This is a genomic window from Rhizobium sp. R635 (genome assembly GCF_002211285.1).
GTDB lineage: Bacteria > Pseudomonadota > Alphaproteobacteria > Rhizobiales > Rhizobiaceae > Rhizobium.
This window is the reverse complement of the sequence record NZ_LOKX01000012.1, coordinates 251,122-268,377: the sequence shown is the minus strand read 5'-3', so window position 1 is coordinate 268,377 and position 17,256 is coordinate 251,122. Positions and strand designations below refer to the sequence as shown.

Here is a 17,256-nt window from a genome sequence, read left to right as displayed (position 1 = left end):
CCCGTCCTTATTAACTAGGAAACCGAACCACGCGAGATGCGAGGTATTTCGCCTGAACCCTCGGAGCTGCCTCCAAGAGAAGTCGCGTATATTCGTCCTGGGGGGAACGCAAAACCTGGTTCGTGCTTCCGCGTTCTGTCACCATACCATTCTTCATTATGATGATAGATTCGGCAATCTCGGACACCAATGGAAGGTTGTGGGTTATGAACAACATTGATAACCCGTCACGCTTCAGCTCCATAAGGAGATCGACAACGGCTGCTTGTACGGAAACATCGAGGGCTGAGGTGATCTCGTCGCAGATCAGCAGGTGGGGGCTCATTGCAAGAGCCCGGGCAATCGCAACACGTTGCCTCTCTCCACCTGATAGGTCCGCCGGATACAAGGTGGAAACGCGTCGTGGCAAACGCACTCTGTCGAGCAGCTGCGTCACCTTAGAGTCCATTGAGCCTTCGTCCGCGCCCGCAAGTTTTGCTGCGCGACCCACCGCATTATAGATGGATTCACGCGGATTAAGAGAACGATCAGGGTTCTGAAACACGATCTGAAGCGCGGCCAGTTGCGCCCGCGAACGGTTACGGTAGCCGAAGCTCAGCGCCGCATTCTGAAAAGTCATTCGGCCGTGACCGTTTGCATGAAGACCGGCAATGCACCGCCCCGTCGTTGTCTTGCCGCTACCACTCCCGCCGACAAGAGCTAGGCATTCTCCACGATCGATTGAAAATGAAATCCCGTGGACGACCCTGACATCACCATAGGAAACGCTCAAATCTTCAATCTTAAGCACAGCGGGGAGAGCCCCGTTGGAAGCGCCAACCTCCTCGACGACGTTACACCGATCGGGTAACTCCGGAATTGTGCTGAGCAGCGTGCGCGTATAGTCAGTTGCGGGCTCCGCAAAGATTTGCTCTCTCGTGCCCGTTTCAATGATCTTTCCGCCAAGCATGACGGCGACGCTGTCGGCGATGTTATGCACGACTGCAAGGTCGTGCGTCACATATACGAAGCTCGCCTTCGACGTCTGGACCAGTTCGCGTATCAAGTTCAAAATGGTTTGTTGCGTCGAGACGTCGAGCCCCGTGGTGGGCTCGTCCATGACGATCACGCGAGGGCGAGTAATGAACGCCATCCCGATCGCGACCCTTTGCAACTGGCCGCCGCTGAGTTCAAACGGGTAACGGCGCAGGAAGCCACCATCTGTGGGTAAGCCGACATTCTCGAGCATGTCCCGCCTCAAGGCCGGGGTCTCCGCCGCTGAGTAGCCGTGAACGCTCAGCAGTTCTGCGATCTGATCGCCGATTCTCATGCGCGGGCTGAAACTCGTCGTCGGATTCTGTGGGACCAACGAAACCTTGCTTCCCCTGTATGTTTGCAGCTTTTGCTCCGAGACACTCAGGATATCTTCATTATCGATCATCACCTCGCCGCCGCTGATCAGCATACCGGGCCGCGCAAAGCCCAGCAGGCCAAGAGCCAATGAGGTTTTCCCGGACCCCGATTCCCCGATAATAGCGAGCACTTCGCCCTCGCCGACAGCTATCGAGGCGTCGTCTACTATGATGCGGCCCTCGGTGTCGCGCATCGACAAGTTCTTAACGATCAATGGAGAATCAAGCATTTCCCTGCCTCTTCGAATGGCCGATGGAACGCGCGAAGTTGTCGGTCAGGACGTTCACTGCGACGGAGAAGATCGCTATCGCGGCCGCCGGTGCTACCGCAAGCCAGGGGGAGATCGTGATGCCCAAGCGATTCTCGCTGATCATCATTCCCCAGTCTGCGGCAGGCGGCGGCAGTCCCAGGCCAAGGTAACTGAGCGAGGCATAGAGAATGATCGATCCGCAAAGCCGGACGCCATAGTCAGCAAATATCGGAGGAAGGATGTTCGGCAGGATGTCTTTGAGGCACACTGCCGACCAGCTTTCGCCTCTGACGAATGCTGCCTCGACATATTCGTTTCGAGATATGTCGATCGTAATGAGCCGAACGATCCTCAGGACACGGGGTACGTGGATAAACACAATGCCGAAAATCACCGTGGTCAGGCTGGGCCCGGTTGCTGCGAGGAGCACGAGCAGAAAGATGGCGGGCGGCAAGGCATAGACGATGTCCGACAGCGCCACGAGAGCGTGGTCAAACGAGCCGCGCCGAAGACCTGATAATATTCCAATCGGCACTGCGATCATAAATGCCAGGGTCGTTGCAAGCACGGCGATCGTCAAGATGGTTTGGCCGCCGGTGAGAAACCGGCTGAAAGCGTCTCTCCCAAGGAAATCCGTCCCCAGGATGTGGTCCCGTGATAGCTGTGAAAAAGGCGGGCCAACGATCTCATCGTACGCGTAAGGCGCCAGCCAGGGCCCGACGGCGGCGACGCCGACGACCGCTACTATGAGGAGCAAAGATATCCATGAGGCACGATTTGAAAACATAAGGTGCAAAGTTCGAAGCATTGATCTTCCTCACGAAATCAAAGCACGGCGTGCTGTGCCCGCAAACGCGGGTTGAGAAACATGATCAGGATCTCAGAGATCAGATTGATCAGAACGTATGTTGCCGTGATCAACAGGGTCACGGCCAATACTGTCGGCATGTCCCGGTTGATGACAGCGTCTGCGAACGCACTGCCGATGCCGGGCAGTTGAAATACCGCCTCCGTCACGACGACTCCACCTGCAAGCCAAGCCGCGTTCAGTGCAATGGTCTGAATTGATGGGGTTACGACGTTGGGGAAGACATGGCGTATGAGCACGCGGCCTGGGCCAAGGCCACGGAGACGAGCCATATATACATACTCTGCCGACAGCACCTCGATGGCGACGGCCCGCACCATACGGACGACTTGGGCCAGCGTGGTGCACAGGAGAGTGACGACCGGCAGAAAAAAGAGGGTCGACTGTGACAGCAGCGTTCTGTTCCCCTGGATAAGCGATACCGGCGGGAGCAGGTGTAGACCAACGGCGAAGACAACGATCAGCACAGTGCCGACAACGAATTCCGGCAGCGCCACGAGGACTATGGTCGGGACGGTGATGATGTGGTCAGGAAATCGATCCTTCCATATCGCTGCTGCGATTCCCAGTAAAAACGACAGAGGAATCAACAACAGAAGCGAAGAGGCTGTCAGGATCACGGTATTTATCGCCTTCGGTCGGATCATCTCCCAGACCGGACGACCCGACGGAATGGACTTTCCAAAATCTCCGGAGACAACGCCTGTCGCCCAAGAAACGTACTGGGAAAATGCAGGGCGGTCCAAGCCGAACTCAACACGCAGCGCCTCAACGGCGGCAGGATCAGCTTTTGCGCCGAGCGCGGCCCTTGCCGGATCTCCTGGAAGGTAGAGCGTCGCAGTGAAGACCACCGCCGAGACAGCTACCAGTGTCAGAATCGAAAGCGCCAGTCTTCCGATCAGCAGCTTGGAAAAGCGTGCAATAATCATCCGTGTTCCCTTCTTTTGGTGCTCCGCCTCATCGCCAGGCGGAGCATCGTAGGCAAGGCAAAAGCTGACTAGGCTTGCAGGGAAATCCCTTCGAAGCGGTAATAGCCAAGATTACGCTGGCTGGAGGGAAGAAGCCCCTTTACGCGGACGTTCGCGGCGTCCAGGAGGTCTCTAAAGCCCCAGATGATATAGCCGCCATCTTCCCAGATGATCTTTTGCGCCTCGAAGAGGTACTCCTTCCGCTGAGATGGATCGAACGTGGTGCGAGCCATGGAAACCCACTTGTCAAACGTGTCGTTGGTCCAATCCGGTTCGTTCCAATAGGCACCGCGGGCATATGCCTGTCCAAACACCGACTCGATCGTGTGTTGTCCCCAGTCAGAGCTGGCCATGGCGGTCTTCTTGAATTTCGGTCCGGAGTAATAGCTGTCCGGCGGGACAACACTCAGGTCGATTTTCACGCCAGCCTGTTTTGCCTGGTTCGCGATAAGGGTCGCGGATGCCAGCATTCCTGGCGCCGCGTCCGAGGTGTAGAGCTCAAACGATAGATCATTGTCGTATCCTGCTTTTTTCAGGAGCGCGCGGGCCTGATCCGGATCGTGCTGTCGCTGCGGCAGCGCAGAAGCGTAATCGGGATCCGTTATGCAATGAAGATCGTTGCCAACCCTGCCATAACCGGCCAACGCGTTGGTCACCAGCTGCTCGCGATCGACAAGAAACCGCATCGCCTGGCGTACTCGGACATCGGTGAACGGCTTCTGCGCCACCATCATGAATTGGTCTGTAGTGGCGGCGCTCTGTGACCGCAGCAAAGCCATCGCTGGGTTTGCCTCGATGATACGAGCAAGATTGCCATCGAGTTGTGCAACAACATCGACCTGATCGGCAATCAGCGCGTTCATTCGTGCCGTCGGGTCATTGATTGCTATGAACTCGACACCATCGAGATAGGGCATTCCCGCTTTCCGGAAGGCGTCATTGCGCTTCAGGGTCACCCGTTGACCTTGGCTCCACTCGACAAATTTAAAGGGCCCGGTCCCGATAGGCTGGTTGAAGTCCTTCGTGCCATCCTTCACCAGAAACATCACTTTGCTGCCGAGAACCTGGGGCAGAAGCGCGTAGGGTTTGGCGAGCGAGACTTCAACCGTGCTATCGTCGAGCGCCCGAACGTTCGACGGCTTCATCAAGGTTGAAAGGTTGGTGTAGCCGTCCGCCTTGTTTTCCGGCGTCAGCATGTACTGCAGCGAGTAGACTACGTCTTTCGCAGAGAATGGCGTCCCATCATGCCAGACAACGCCGCTGCGAATTCGGATTTTCCAAATGTTGCCTTCCTTGTTGTGACTGAAGTCCTCCGCCAGGCTGTTGTAGATGTTTCCGTTGCCGTCGAAATCGGTCAACCGGTCGAAGATCGATTGTGCGACGGCAAAATCCATGTCTCCCGTCGAAATAAACGGGTTCAGCGATGACTTGGCCCCTGCTGCGCCCAGACCCACTCTCAGAATACCCCCGCGGGCCGGCTCATCGGCAAGCGCTCGATCGACAATGGCTGGGTTTAGTGCGATGCAAGACCCGACGGCCAGTCCCGCCTTGAGGAAATTGCGTCGCGGCATTGTCGCCGATGTAAAGATGTTGGTGCTCTTCTCTTTCATGACAGCTGCTCCCTTTTTGTGTTTGTAACGGCAAGCGGATGAGGTGCCGAAAGCTGGAAAAGATGATCCGACACCTCGGAAGGTCTTTGAGCTATGCGATAAGACCTGCGTGGCGCAGCGCAGCGCGGATATTTTCTTGATCTTCTCTGGCCAGATCGCCGCTGGGCTTCCGCGGTTCGCCCACCCGACGACCCAGGAGATTGATCGCGAACTTCACACGTGCGGGAAAGTTGGCCGGCTTGATCATCTCTCGCGCAAGAGGCGCGATTTTCTCGGTCAATTCTCTGCCCCGTCTGTAATCGCCTTCGACGTGAGCTCGGTAGATTTCCCCGTACTCTTTCGGGATCACAGTGTTTACGCCGGAAATCGACGCGTCAGCGCCCAATAGGAAACTTGCAATGTTCACACTATCCGCGCCGGCAGCAATCGCAACTCGGTCGCCAACTGTCTGAACGAGCTCAGCGACCGGCTCAAGCGCGACCTCCTTTACGCAAATCACACCAGGAAGCTTGGCGATGCGCTGCATGACCGAAGGAGGGCTGAAAAAGTGATTGTAGAAAATGATCGGCATTTGCGTCGCGTCGTGGATATCTCGGACAAACGCCTCGAGACCCTCCTGCGACGGCGTCGTATAAATCGGCGGGCCGACCATCAGGGCGCTCGCCCCTGCCTCTTTTGCCTTCTGGCCGCGCAGGATCGCATCCTTCGTTGTTGTTGTGATCACGCCGGCGATAATGCGAATGGAGCTGTTCTGCACCGCCTCCGAGACAAGCTGCTCCAGCTCATCAGCGGACAACTCATCTCCCGACCCTGTACTGCCTCCAACGACAGCCAATGTGACACCAACACTCTCCATGAAGCGCAACTCGTTTCGGAAAAGCTCGAGATCCAAGCTTCCGTCCGCCGCGAACGTCGAAACGAGTGGCGGTATGACGCCGCTAATCTCTTCCTTGCGTAGCGTTTGTCTCGTCATGATTCTTTCCTTATTTCACTGAATGAAAGCAACATTCGCACAATGAAATTCTTCAGCAGTCGGCTTTATGTGTCAACTCGCATTGAAAGCAAGTGCGCCACATCGCGTCACTTATCGATTTATTGCGAATGCTCCTCGAGCGTGCGATGGCCAGTAGGCCGTCACGGACGACAGCGGCACCGGACAGACGCGTCGACAGCGCCTGCCGGGTCTCACGCGAAACAGCGCACTCCCCGGCCGACCGTCCGGAGCTCCAACTTTGCAAACAGTGGCGAAGTGTTCCTCGTCGTAATCAACGAATGAGGGCGAGCTAGCTTGTTTCCATACAATGTGGCTGATTGGTGTAATCCTGCCGGCTTGTAGATCTCGGCAGCCAACCGAAAAAAGATGGATCGGCGTCATGCGATTTTCTCACGTTGAAGCATTTCGGGCGGTCATGCTTTCAGGCTCGACCACGGCCGCGGCGGAAATCCTGCACACGTCTCAACCCAACGTGAGCAGGTCGATTGCTCAGCTCGAGAAAATCAGCGGTCTGCAGCTGTTCGAGCGCTTGCCCGGCAAGCTTGTCCCTACCAGCGACGGACTTTCGTTCTTCAAAGAAGTGCAGCGCAGTTTTGCGGGTTTGCGGCACCTTGAGGAGGCGGCGAGAAGAATCCGCAGGTTTAGCGGCGGTTCTCTCACTATCGCCGCGATCCAGTTGATCGCGCTCGGTCTGGTTCCTCGAACGGTCAAACGCTTTGCCGAGCAATATCCCGAGGTAAGCATATCGATCCATACCGGTCACTCATCTGCGATCACCGAATGGGTGGATGATCAGATTTGCGACATTGGAATTGTCTCTCAACTCAACGCAGCTTACGCGCTTGAAAGCGAGGTTCTGTACGAGATTGACGCCGTCTGTGTGATGCCGAAGGGACATCACCTTGCGGCCAAGACATCCCTGGGGCCAAGCGATATTGCTGACGAGCCATACATCTCGTTTCCGCGCAACGAATCCGGTTATTCAGCTGTCGACGCGATTTTTGAAGAGGCTGGGATAAGCCGCACGATCAACTTGGAGACCTCGTACAGTTCGATCACGTGCTCGCTTGTTGCTCAAGGGCTCGGTATCGCCATAGTGAACCCGTTGGCCGCTCTGGACTACCGGCACACAGATATCGTAACCCGGCCGTTCCGTCCTGCGATAAAGCATTTTGGATATCTGATCTATCCGAAAGGCCGCCCGGAAGATCGGCTCATTGCCAGCTTCGTCGACACGCTCAAGCTCGTATTGCGCGATGACAAGCACCTGCTGACCGGCTCGTCATTGCCTTGAATGGGAGCTGCGCCCAGAAGTGAACTTTAGGCCGCGATAGGCGTCAGAGCTCTCGTTCGCAGACGGTAGAAAAGCCGCACCAATATAAGCAACCGGCCAAGCGCCGGATACAACAGAGACATACCGCAGCGAGCATTCAGGTCGATATCGCCGGTATTGTAGTGGCGAGATACGGAATTTTTGCTTCATCGATATATCAAAAACGCATAACCCCTTGTCGTATTTCTATTTGCTTCACTCCCCTTCCGCTCCTACCGTGCGTATCCGTCAGGCCGAAAGGCGAGAGCGGACCGACCGCTCACAAGCGGACCGCCCGAAACAAACAAGGGGAACGATGATGAAAATGAATACGCTTTGCTTGCTTGCAGCAACCGCATTGAGCTCGCCCGCGTTAGCGCAGGATACGCTGTATTTCGCCGGCTATTCCGGTGACTTCCAAACGATGTTCGAGAAGGAGATTTCTCCGTCGTTCGAAGCGAAGCATAATGTCAAGATTGTCTATGTCCCCGGAAACTCCAGCGAAACCATTGCGAAGTTACAAGCGCAGAAAGGCAACCAAGAAATCAACGTTGCGATGGTCGATGATGGCCCGATGCACCAGGCGATCCAGTTCGGTCTGTGCGACAAGGTTTCGGACGCGCCGGTCTACAAGGATGTCTACGATCTCGCAAGTATTGCAACTTTCGACGGCCGGGCGATCGGGCTCGGTTTAGTGGCCACCGGCATCACCTACAACAAGCAGGCTTTCGAGAAGAACGGCTGGCCGGCCCCCACCTCCTGGAACGATCTTACTGATCCGAAATTCGCTCAACGGCTTGCTTCCAACCCCATTTCCGGAACCTACGGTCTCAACACCCTGGTCATATTCGCTCGAATGAACGGCGGCGGCGAAACGGATATCGAGCCGGGATTTGACGCGATCCGCGAGAAACTGGCGCCGAACGTTTTGAGTTGGTCGTCATCGAATGCGCAGCTCGCACAGATGTTTCAGAACGGCGACATCGATGTCGCGGTCTGGGGAAGCGGCCGATCGGTGGCGCTGAAGAGCACCGGGTTCCCGGCTGAGTTCGTCTACCCCAAGGAAGGTGCCCCGGCAATCGTGATCTCCGCCTGTGCCGTCGCCGGTGGGAAGCTTCCGGAGGCGTCACAAGCGCTCCTGCAATACCTGGCGTCGCCGGACATTCAAGCGAAGTTTGCAACGCAAGGCTATGGACCAACAAATCGTCAGACGAAACTCACCGATGAACTTGCCGCGGCCGTGCCTTACGGCGAGGAGCGGCTGTCGAAGCTCGTTGCCGTTGACTGGACGACAATCAATCAGAAGCGCGCCGACTGGACGAAGGAGTGGACGCGGACGGTCGAAAAGTAAGCGCGACGCGCTTTGACCGTAACGCCAACGATTGAGCTTTATCCGATGACTACATTGTCTATTCGCGGACTTTCAAAAACCTATGCGGGCGACATCCATGCCGTCCGCAAGGTTGATCTTGAGGTCGAAAGCGGAGAATTCCTATCGCTGCTCGGCTCCTCCGGGTGTGGTAAAACCACCACGTTGCAGATGGTCGCGGGGTTCGTACCTCCGACCGCCGGCGCCGTTCTGGTGGATGGTCAGGACATCACGCATGCCGCGCCTGAAAAACGTGACATGGGAGTTGTCTTTCAGAGTTACGCCCTGTTTCCCCATATGACCGTCGCGCAAAATGTCGGCTTCGGTCTTGAGATGCGGAAAATGAAGCGGCCCCAGCTAGAGGACCGCATCGCGGAAGCTTTGTCCATGGTCCGGTTGTCCGGTCTCGAAAAGCGCTATCCGGGCGAGTTGTCGGGCGGGCAACGCCAGCGCGTTGCCATCGCTCGCGTGCTGGCGATCCGTCCACGTGTCCTCCTGCTGGATGAGCCGATGTCCAACCTCGACGCCAAACTGCGCGGCGAGATGCATGTCGAACTCCGAGCCCTGCAACGGCGCTTGGGAATCACGACAATTCTCGTGACGCACGATCAAGTCGAAGCCATGACGATGAGCGACAGGATCGCGGTCATGGCCAACGGGGGAATTGCCGAGCTCGGTACTCCCCAGGAAATCTACGATCGTCCCACCTCTGAATTCGCGTTTAAGTTTCTCGGGCAGACGAACGTCATTGTCGGGGATATCACCTCGGTGCAAGGGGAGATCGCCAGGGTTCGGGTCGGCTCGGCGGTCTTGCAGGCCAAGACCAGCGGAGGTCACAACGACCGGCAGATCAAGCTTTTCATTCGACCTGAGCGGCTCCGCATTTGTCCTGCCGATAGCTGCAGGGTCAAAGGAACGATCGTCACGCGCCTGTTTCTGGGGGGCGTGTGGTTCTATGAAATCGAAAGCGATCTTGGAAATCTGCGCCTCAGCGTAGTCAATATCGGAACTCCACAGCCTGAGGAAGGCGAGGTTGTCGGGATCACTTGGAATGACGGCGACTTGCAATGTGTCGCATCGGAGGCCGCCAATGGCTGAGATAAGTACACGCGGCAATGGTCGGCAATGGTTTCTATCGTCACCGGCACTCGTCTTGTTTTTAGGACTTCTCGTTGTTCCTATGGCGCTGACGGCGATGCTGTCGTTCAACGCATTTGATTCGGCGCGTGGAACATTGCCTGAATACACCTTGAGCAATTACCTCGAGGTCCTGTCGGACAGCTATTACTATGAGCTCTTCCTGCGCACCGCGCTGATGTCCCTCGGCGTGACAGTCCTTTGCATTGTCCTCGGTGTGCCGGAAACACTGATCCTGGCCAGGATGCGGCCGTTTTGGCAGGGCGCCTTTTTCGTTGTCATCCTGGGACCCTTGCTGATCTCGGTGGTGGTTCGCACCCTTGGCTGGTCAATCATTCTTGGCCGTGAAGGATTCATCAACGCGTCGCTGGTTTCGCTTGGCCTCGTACAGAAGCCGGTTCAGCTGATGTTTTCGATGACGGGCGTTGTCATCGTGCTGACGCATGTGATGCTGCCGTTCATGGTCATCGCGGTCTGGAGCACGCTGCAGAAGCTCGACGACCAGGTCGCCAATGCTGCTCGTTCGCTCGGTGCCGGGCCTCTGACAACGTTCCGTCGCATCATCCTTCCCCAACTGATGCCGGGCATTCTGTCCGGAGCCATCATCGTTTTCACCTTGTCCGCATCGGCTTTCGCAACGCCGGCGCTGATTGGCGGCAGGAGGGTGAAGGTCGTGACCACCGCAATCTACGACGAGTTTCTGAGTTCGCTGAACTGGCCGCTTGGCGCTGCTGTTGCGGTCCTGCTGCTCTTCGGGATCGTGTTCGTGGTGGTCGGAAGCAATCGCCTGATCGAGCGCAAATTCAAGCAGGTGTTCTCATGAGTAACCGTGGCATTGGCCAGAACGGGCCGGCGGCCCTGGTATTCCACACGCTGTTTACAGCGTTCATCATTGCTCCTTTGGCGGTAATCGTTTTGGTTTCCTTTTCCGACAAAGGCTTCATTTCGATGCCCTTCGATGGCGCCTCCTTGAGGTGGTATCGCGCCATATTCGACGCTCCTGAGCTTGTGAGCGCCTTCTGGCTGTCGATATGGCTCGCTTTGGGATCTGCAACTTTGGCAACTGCGGTCGCGATTCCTGCGGCGATCGCAATTGCCCGGTATCGGTTCATCGGACGCGACGCGCTGACCGCCTTGCTCCTGTCGCCTCTCATGATCCCTCATGTTGTCCTTGGCGTTGCCTTTCTCCGCTTCTTTTCCGTCATGGCATGGACCGGTTCCTTCGCGGCATTGCTTCTCGTTCATGCGCTGATCGTGGTGCCCTTTTCTCTCCGGCTTACCCTTTCCGCCGTTATCGGCCTGGACCGCGATGCGGAGCTTGCCGCCAGGTCGCTGGGTGCCACACGATGGATTTCATTCCGCCGGATCCTGTTTCCGCTGATCCTGCCCGGCGTGGTCGGAGGCTGGGTCTTGGCGTTCATCCAGAGCTTTGACGAAGTCACTATGACGATCTTCGTCGCGACACCGGGTACGACCACTCTTCCGGTAGCACTTTATCATCGGGTTTCGATGCTCACGGATCCGGTCACCACTTCGGTGTCGACGGTAATGATCGTTGGAACAATGCTCCTCATGTTCGTTCTCGACCGCGTGGTGGGATTGGACAAGGTTTTGATCGGCAAAAAGTAGGCGCGGCAACGGCCTGATCGTCCTCGCCACCGAGCGAGAGGACAGGAATCGTGCGCCGATTTCACAGAAAGAGCGGCCCGCTATGGGGATGTTGAATGAGTAGAGAACTAGTGACAGTCGTAGGGGGCGGGCTCGTCGGAGCAGCGATCGGCTATGGTGCAGCAAGGTGCGGCGCGCGCGTTCGGGTGCTCGACCAAGGCGATGCGGCCTTTCGAGCGTCGCGAGGGAATTTTGGTCTAGTGTGGTTGTCCAGCAAGGGAAGCGGCATACCGCGTTATGTCCGCTGGACGAGAGACGCCTGCCGCCTCTGGAGCGATCTCCATAACGAGTTGCTGGATCTAACTGGCGTCGACACCGGCCTCCAGCAAAAGGGTGGCTTCTGGCTGGGCTTCAGCGAGCAGGACGTGCAAAAGCGGGCGGAGTTGCTGGCGAAGATCGATCGCGAAGTCGGCGATGTCCCGTTCAAAATGATGGAGCCGTCCGAGCTGCGGCAATATCTTCCCGGCCTCGGACCAGCTGTCGTCGGCGGAAGCTTCGGTGCTCACGACGGCCATGCCAATCCATTAATGTTGTTGCACGCACTCCACGCTGGCCTTCGAGAAAAGGGTGCAGAGGTCATCACCGGCGCAGATGTCGTCGAGCTCAAGCACGATTTGGCGAGGGGTCAGTTCACGATCAGGGCCCGAGACGGCCAAAGCTGGAAGAGTGACCGGCTTGTGCTGGCGGCAGGCCTCGGCATTGCAAAGCTCGCCGACCAGGTGGGGATCTGCGCGCCCGTGACCACGACACGTGGTCAGGTGTTGATTACTGAGCGCCTTAAGCCGTTTCTCGACTATCCGACAAACAAGGCACGGCAAACACGCGAAGGTTCAGTTCAAATTGGTTCGACAACGGAGGATGTGGGGTTCGATGACAGTACGACGACCGACAAGATCGAATGGCTTGCACGCCGGGCCGTGGCAACGTTCCCACTTCTCGCCAGGGCGCGGCTGGTTCGCGCCTGGGGTGCTTTGCGTCCGCTGACGCCGGACGGCTATCCCATTTATCAGAGTTCGACGTCTTGCCCCGGTGCTTACGTCGCCATCTGTCACAGCGGCGTTACGCTGGCTGCCGCGCATGCGTACCTGATCGGCCCTTGGATGGGCGGGCTGGCCGAAGCCCCGCCTGACTTCGACATCTTCCGGAGCGAGCGCTTTTTGGATCCCAATGCGAGTTTCAGCCATGCCCACTGACGCACTCTTTTCCATTCCAAAATCGCCTAATGTACGACTGATCACGATTACCTTCGAAGACGCGAAGATCATGGTCCCCGAGGGTATCAGCGTTGCAGCGGCCTTACTGACCGGTGGGGCTCGGTCCTTCCGATCAAGCATCGTCAGCGATGCGCCACGAGCACCCTATTGCATGATGGGCGTTTGCTTTGAGTGCCTCGTTGAGATCGACGGGATGCCTGCCAGGCAGAGCTGCCTGATCCCGGTTCGCGAAGGAATGCAGATAAAGCGTCAGCAGGGCGCGCCGGCGCTGTGTGACGCGGCTATGGGAGACGATCATGACTGAAGTGGTTGATCTCGTTATCATCGGTTGTGGCCCCGCTGGAATGGCAGCGGCCTGTGAGGCTCGCAAACTCGGACTTTCGGTTGTCCTGCTCGATGAACAAACGGCGATCGGGGGACAGATCTATCGCCGGATTGAAACAGCGCCGCGCCAGCTCGTTGAGGTCTTGGGCAAGGACTACGAAGCTGGGCAGCGGCTAGCATCAGAATTCCGCACCAGCGGAGCCCATTATATTGGCGGCGCTGTGGTCTGGAACGTCGCTGCTAAGGGCGTCGTCGACTACGTCGCGAACGGCAAGGCTGATAAAGTCGCCGGCAAGTTTGTCCTGCTTGCCAGCGGCGCGATGGAACGGCCGTTCCCGATCAAAGGTTGGACCCTGCCGGGGGTAATGGGGGCAGGGGCAGGGCAGATCATGTTGAAGGGCTCGGGCGCTCTTCCCGCCGGGCCTGTGGTTCTCGCCGGCTCGGGTCCATTACTCTATCTTCTGGCGTGGCAGTATTTGCGCGCGGGGATCAGAATTCGGGCGCTGGTCGATACGACGGAACGATCAGCGTATTTCCATGCTGCCCGCTATCTGTTCGGAGCGCTCAAGGGCTGGCGCGATCTGCTTAAGGGCATCAAGCTGATTTCGGCGATACGGCGTCATGGCGTCCGAGTGTATTCCGGTGCCCACGATCTTTCGGTCGTTGGTGAGGCTCGCGCCGAAGGCCTGACATTCCAATCGCACGGCAAGACCATTCAGGTGCCTGCGTCGCTGGTGCTCCTCCATCAGGGCATTGTGCCCAATACCCAGCTGAGCTGGTCGACAGGATCAGCGCATAGCTGGAACGCTGACCAGCTCTGCTGGCAACCGGTGACAGATGAGGCGGGGCGTTTGGGAAGCACGTCTGTCTACGTGGCCGGTGACAGTCGTGCCATCGTCGGGGCCAAGGCATCAGCAGTCCAAGGACGATTGGCAGCGCTGGCTATCGGTGAGGAGATCGGCGTGGCGAGGGACTCGGCCAGAAAGATATCAGCCCTCAAAGCTGAGCTGAAGCGATCTATGCACATCCGCCCGTTTCTGGACGCGCTGTACCGGCCCCGCGACGAGAACCGTATTCCACCCGACGAAGTGCTCGTCTGCAGATGCGAGGAAGTGACCGCCGGACAGGTTCGCCACTATGTCGAACTAGGCTGCCTGGGACCCAATCAAACCAAAGCGTTCGGTCGCTGCGGGATGGGCCCGTGCCAGGGCCGCCTCTGCGGACTAACCGTCACAGAGGTGATTGCTGATGCGCGCCGGGTCGAACCAGCCGACGTTGGTTATTACCGCATCCGGCCTCCGGTCAAACCAATTCTTCTCGGCGACTTCGTCGATTAGAGACCCGAGATCCTTTGTCACCACACGAAAGGAACGTTAATGAACGACATCACTCGCATCGACACCGATCCCCGCCGCAGCCGCGCAGTTGTTTATAATGGCATGGTATTTGTTGGCGGCATGACTGCTGACGATCGCAGCCAGGACATTACGGGGCAAACCAAGCAGACGCTGGCGAAGATCGAGCAGTTTCTTGAAAAGGCCGGTACGGACAAAAGCCGACTCCTAACCGCGCAGATCTGGATCAAGGATCTTGCTCGTGACTTCGACGCAATGAATGAGGTCTGGAACGCCTGGACGGCTCCCAACTCTGCACCGACGCGCGCCACCGCACAGGCCGAAATGGGCGCTCCGGACGTACTCGTCGAAATCATCGTGACTGCAGCTGTAGGTTAGTAACATCCCCGATCCTTGCAACAGATGGATCATTCGGCGCGAATGATGCTGCAGCGGGGACCTGTTCGGCCTTCCGCTGCCCTCCATTCTAAGGAAAATAATGGACCATCAAAATGCCGGAACTAAACATCTAGATTCTCCCCAAAACTGGAGGGAACAATCGGCTCAGGTCACAACCGTTGCCGTCGGCCTCATTCGGGAATATCGGCAGAAAAGCGGGCTTCGGAAGGGCGCCGAAAACTGGAGCCGAAGCAGTCTGCAGCGTCGCCACGGCATCGACAATCAGATGCTGCAACGTCGTGCTGAGCGGAGGAAATTTTTCATCCTTACCGGCATCTTTTTTGGCCATCGAACATATTCCCTCGCTGCTTCCACCGAACGGTCAACATATCAGCGTGAAACAGGCGGATTCAATATGCCAGATATGTAAGTATCTTAGCTCATGCAGATGATCGAGCTCTAGATCGGCGTTTACGCTGCACGCTCCCTCAACGAAGCCTCGTCCCGGCGATTGCGGCCAGAACCAGCAATCCGCTGATTCCGAGGAAGGCAGCTGAAAGATCGGCCGCATGGGCGACGAAGCCAACCAGCGCCGGGCCGAGCAGGATTCCCGAATAGCCGATCGTAGTGATGGTCGGGATCGCGACGCTTGCTGGCATGATATTTTGGCGTCCGATGGCCGAAAACAGCACCGGCACGATGTTCGCGCAGCCAAATCCGGCCAGGAAATATCCGGCGAGGATGCCGGCAAATTGCGGGATGACCGTTGCAACGAATAGGCCGGAGGCCGCACCGATTGATCCCACAACGACAATCTTCCGGGGGCCGATCTTGCGAACCAACCAGTCGCCGATCAATCGTCCAAAAGTCATGGCGGCAGCAAACGACGCGTAGCCAAGTCCGGCATAATCGGCTCTGATACCGCGCAGCGTCGTCAGGAAAATTCCGCTCCAGTCGAGAACGACGCCCTCGGCTAAAAACAGCACGAAACACAAGACACTGATCAGCAAAACGGGACCTTTCGGAAGAGCATACCGAAAGCTTCCGCCTGCGCCGAAGCGCAGCAGGTTTGCTGAAACCAACGCCATGGCGGCGAGGGAACCGAACGACACGACGACGGCGGCGGCAAAAGGTGTATAGCCTGCCGCCATAATCGCGACCGGGCCGCCTGCGCCAAAAATGCCGCCGACGCTGAACATCCCGTGAAAGCCCGACATCATGGGTCTGCCGCCGGCGCGTTCGACGATCACCGCCATGATGTTGATGGTACTGTCCATTGCACCGATCCCGGCCCCAAAGAAGAACAGGGTGAGGCCGATAACGGCGAGCGAGCCGCTATACCCAAGAAAGGGCAGCGACCCGCAAACACTGAGGCAGGAAAGGAGGAGGATCGACCGGCATCCGAACCGGTGCGCAAACCTGCCCGACAAAGGCATTGCGATGATCGACCCTAGCCCAAGCAGCAGAAGAAGAAGGCCGACGGATCCATCTGGAATGCCCGTTCGCTCCTTGACAAACGGAATGAGTGGCGCCCATCCTCCCATACAAAAACCGAGCACAAAGAAGACGACTCTGGTGGCGATCTGCTCCGGTCGACCCCGAATCAGGCTTTCACTCCCACTTCGGCTGGCGCTGCGGTGATCCATTAGATTGTGTCGGCACCGATGGCCGCGAGGGCTGCCCGAGCGACATGAAAATCCTGCTCTCCGCTTCCGGATCCGACACCGATGGCGCCGGCGAGCCGGCCCGAAAAGCGGATCGGCAGCCCGCCTGGCAGTGAGGTGACGCCGCCCTGGGAGGCGATGCCAGCCGCCGTCCCAAACTCGAATGCCATCGAGCCGGTCGCGCTGTTGATCGATGCTGCCGTCCGCGCCTTGGCGCGCGCTGTATGCATGCTGAGGTATTTCGCGCCGTCCATACGCAGGCTCGCAATCGTCTCGCCGCTTGCATCTACGACGAAAATGCATTGCGGAACGCCGATCGAGAGCGCTTCCGCGACGCCCGCGGTTATTGCCGACAGCGCGCCTTCATGCGTCATCGAGATCGTTTCTTTGAACGCGGCCATGTTCATTCCTTGCCTTTACCGAAGTGGCGAAAACGCCGTTGGAGTGAGAATACGGATATTCTGCACGTCGATCAGTCCCTTGATGCTGGCCAGATATCCTGGCCAGCGCGGGTCGGCGAGCATTTTCGCCCGCTTCTCGGCGCGCTCGATCATGTCCTCGTATCGCCACATCGAAACGACGTGGTTGAGTTCGCCGATATCCGAGACGAAGAAGGCGTGCGGCTCGCCGAGATGTTCGCGCTGAACCGCCAGCCCCAATGTTTGATAGTTTTCCAGAAAGTCGGCGACGTAGCCGGCTTTGATCCGGTAATCTCTTTCTTCCAAGATCATGCCGAAACCTCCAAGGCCGCCT

The 17,256-nt window shown here is 57.6% G+C and carries 18 protein-coding genes and 1 pseudogene; 9 read left to right on the top strand and 10 right to left on the bottom strand.

Going from position 1 to position 17,256, the window contains the following annotated elements:
• Positions 1-10: 10 nt before the first annotated feature.
• The 6 genes and pseudogenes from ATY78_RS11985 to ATY78_RS11965 form a co-directional block, all read right to left on the bottom strand.
• On the bottom strand, positions 11-1,621 hold the full coding sequence (locus tag ATY78_RS11985) for an ABC transporter ATP-binding protein (RefSeq protein WP_088682539.1): 1,611 nt from the start codon (positions 1,619-1,621) through the stop codon (positions 11-13).
• A complete protein-coding gene (locus tag ATY78_RS11980) occupies positions 1,614-2,222 on the bottom strand; it encodes an ABC transporter permease (protein WP_245313572.1) in 609 nt (202 codons plus the stop codon). Before ATY78_RS11980 ends, ATY78_RS11985 begins: the two co-directional genes overlap by 8 nt.
• 114 nt (positions 2,223-2,336) lie before the next feature.
• A pseudogene (locus ATY78_RS28845) lies at positions 2,337-2,429 on the bottom strand (ABC transporter permease); the annotation flags it as partial.
• Between the two features lie 38 nt (positions 2,430-2,467).
• The gene (locus ATY78_RS11975) at positions 2,468-3,439 is read right to left on the bottom strand and encodes an ABC transporter permease (RefSeq protein ID WP_088682537.1); all 972 of its coding nucleotides are present in this window, start codon (positions 3,437-3,439) and stop codon (positions 2,468-2,470) included.
• Positions 3,440-3,507: 68 nt separating this feature from the next.
• Positions 3,508-5,088 carry an ABC transporter substrate-binding protein gene (locus ATY78_RS11970; RefSeq protein ID WP_245313560.1) on the bottom strand — a complete coding sequence of 527 codons (1,581 nt, stop codon included), beginning with the start codon at positions 5,086-5,088 and terminating at the stop codon, positions 3,508-3,510.
• A gap of 91 nt (positions 5,089-5,179) precedes the next feature.
• The gene (locus ATY78_RS11965; protein WP_088682536.1) at positions 5,180-6,061 is read right to left on the bottom strand and encodes a dihydrodipicolinate synthase family protein; all 882 of its coding nucleotides are present in this window, start codon (positions 6,059-6,061) and stop codon (positions 5,180-5,182) included.
• Positions 6,062-6,461: 400 nt separating this feature from the next.
• Between ATY78_RS11965 and ATY78_RS11960 the strand changes: the two genes are divergently transcribed.
• From ATY78_RS11960 to ATY78_RS11920, 9 genes are all read left to right on the top strand, one after another.
• Entirely contained in the window at positions 6,462-7,376 is a 915-nt protein-coding gene (locus tag ATY78_RS11960) for a LysR substrate-binding domain-containing protein (RefSeq protein WP_190237445.1), read from the top strand.
• A 337-nt stretch (positions 7,377-7,713) separates the two neighbouring features.
• The gene (locus tag ATY78_RS11955) at positions 7,714-8,745 is read left to right on the top strand and encodes an ABC transporter substrate-binding protein (RefSeq protein ID WP_210191799.1); all 1,032 of its coding nucleotides are present in this window, start codon (positions 7,714-7,716) and stop codon (positions 8,743-8,745) included.
• Positions 8,746-8,790: 45 nt separating this feature from the next.
• On the top strand, positions 8,791-9,861 hold the full coding sequence (locus tag ATY78_RS11950) for an ABC transporter ATP-binding protein (protein WP_088682533.1): 1,071 nt from the start codon (positions 8,791-8,793) through the stop codon (positions 9,859-9,861).
• Complete coding sequence (locus tag ATY78_RS11945) at positions 9,854-10,723, top strand: ABC transporter permease (protein WP_088682532.1); 870 nt, start codon at positions 9,854-9,856, stop codon at positions 10,721-10,723. The genes ATY78_RS11950 and ATY78_RS11945 overlap by 8 nt, the downstream gene beginning before the upstream one ends.
• Positions 10,724-10,734: 11 nt before the next feature.
• On the top strand, positions 10,735-11,529 hold the full coding sequence (locus ATY78_RS11940; RefSeq protein WP_190237450.1) for an ABC transporter permease: 795 nt from the start codon (positions 10,735-10,737) through the stop codon (positions 11,527-11,529).
• A 95-nt stretch (positions 11,530-11,624) separates the two neighbouring features.
• Entirely contained in the window at positions 11,625-12,761 is a 1,137-nt protein-coding gene (locus ATY78_RS11935) for an FAD-dependent oxidoreductase (protein WP_088682530.1), read from the top strand.
• Positions 12,751-13,086: a (2Fe-2S)-binding protein gene (locus ATY78_RS11930; RefSeq protein ID WP_088682529.1), complete on the top strand. Its 336-nt coding sequence runs from the start codon at positions 12,751-12,753 to the stop codon at positions 13,084-13,086. Before ATY78_RS11935 ends, ATY78_RS11930 begins: the two co-directional genes overlap by 11 nt.
• Entirely contained in the window at positions 13,079-14,443 is a 1,365-nt protein-coding gene (locus tag ATY78_RS11925; RefSeq protein ID WP_088682528.1) for an FAD/NAD(P)-binding oxidoreductase, read from the top strand. Before ATY78_RS11930 ends, ATY78_RS11925 begins: the two co-directional genes overlap by 8 nt.
• 39 nt (positions 14,444-14,482) lie before the next feature.
• Positions 14,483-14,839 (top strand): RidA family protein, encoded by a 357-nt coding sequence (locus ATY78_RS11920; protein WP_088682527.1) that lies wholly within the window; start codon positions 14,483-14,485, stop codon positions 14,837-14,839.
• Positions 14,840-14,969: 130 nt separating this feature from the next.
• Here ATY78_RS11920 and ATY78_RS11915 read toward each other — a convergent pair whose 3' ends face one another.
• The 4 genes from ATY78_RS11915 to ATY78_RS11900 all read right to left on the bottom strand — a co-directional run bounded on the left by ATY78_RS11915 (position 14,970) and on the right by ATY78_RS11900 (position 17,234).
• Complete coding sequence (locus tag ATY78_RS11915) at positions 14,970-15,188, bottom strand: hypothetical protein (RefSeq protein WP_088682526.1); 219 nt, start codon at positions 15,186-15,188, stop codon at positions 14,970-14,972.
• Between the two features lie 139 nt (positions 15,189-15,327).
• Positions 15,328-16,485 carry an MFS transporter gene (locus ATY78_RS11910; protein WP_088682525.1) on the bottom strand — a complete coding sequence of 386 codons (1,158 nt, stop codon included), beginning with the start codon at positions 16,483-16,485 and terminating at the stop codon, positions 15,328-15,330.
• Positions 16,485-16,904, bottom strand: a complete 420-nt coding sequence (locus ATY78_RS11905) for a heme-binding protein (protein WP_088682524.1) — start codon at positions 16,902-16,904, stop codon at positions 16,485-16,487. Before ATY78_RS11905 ends, ATY78_RS11910 begins: the two co-directional genes overlap by 1 nt.
• A gap of 15 nt (positions 16,905-16,919) precedes the next feature.
• Entirely contained in the window at positions 16,920-17,234 is a 315-nt protein-coding gene (locus ATY78_RS11900) for an NIPSNAP family protein (RefSeq protein WP_088682523.1), read from the bottom strand.
• Positions 17,235-17,256: the final 22 nt, after the last annotated feature.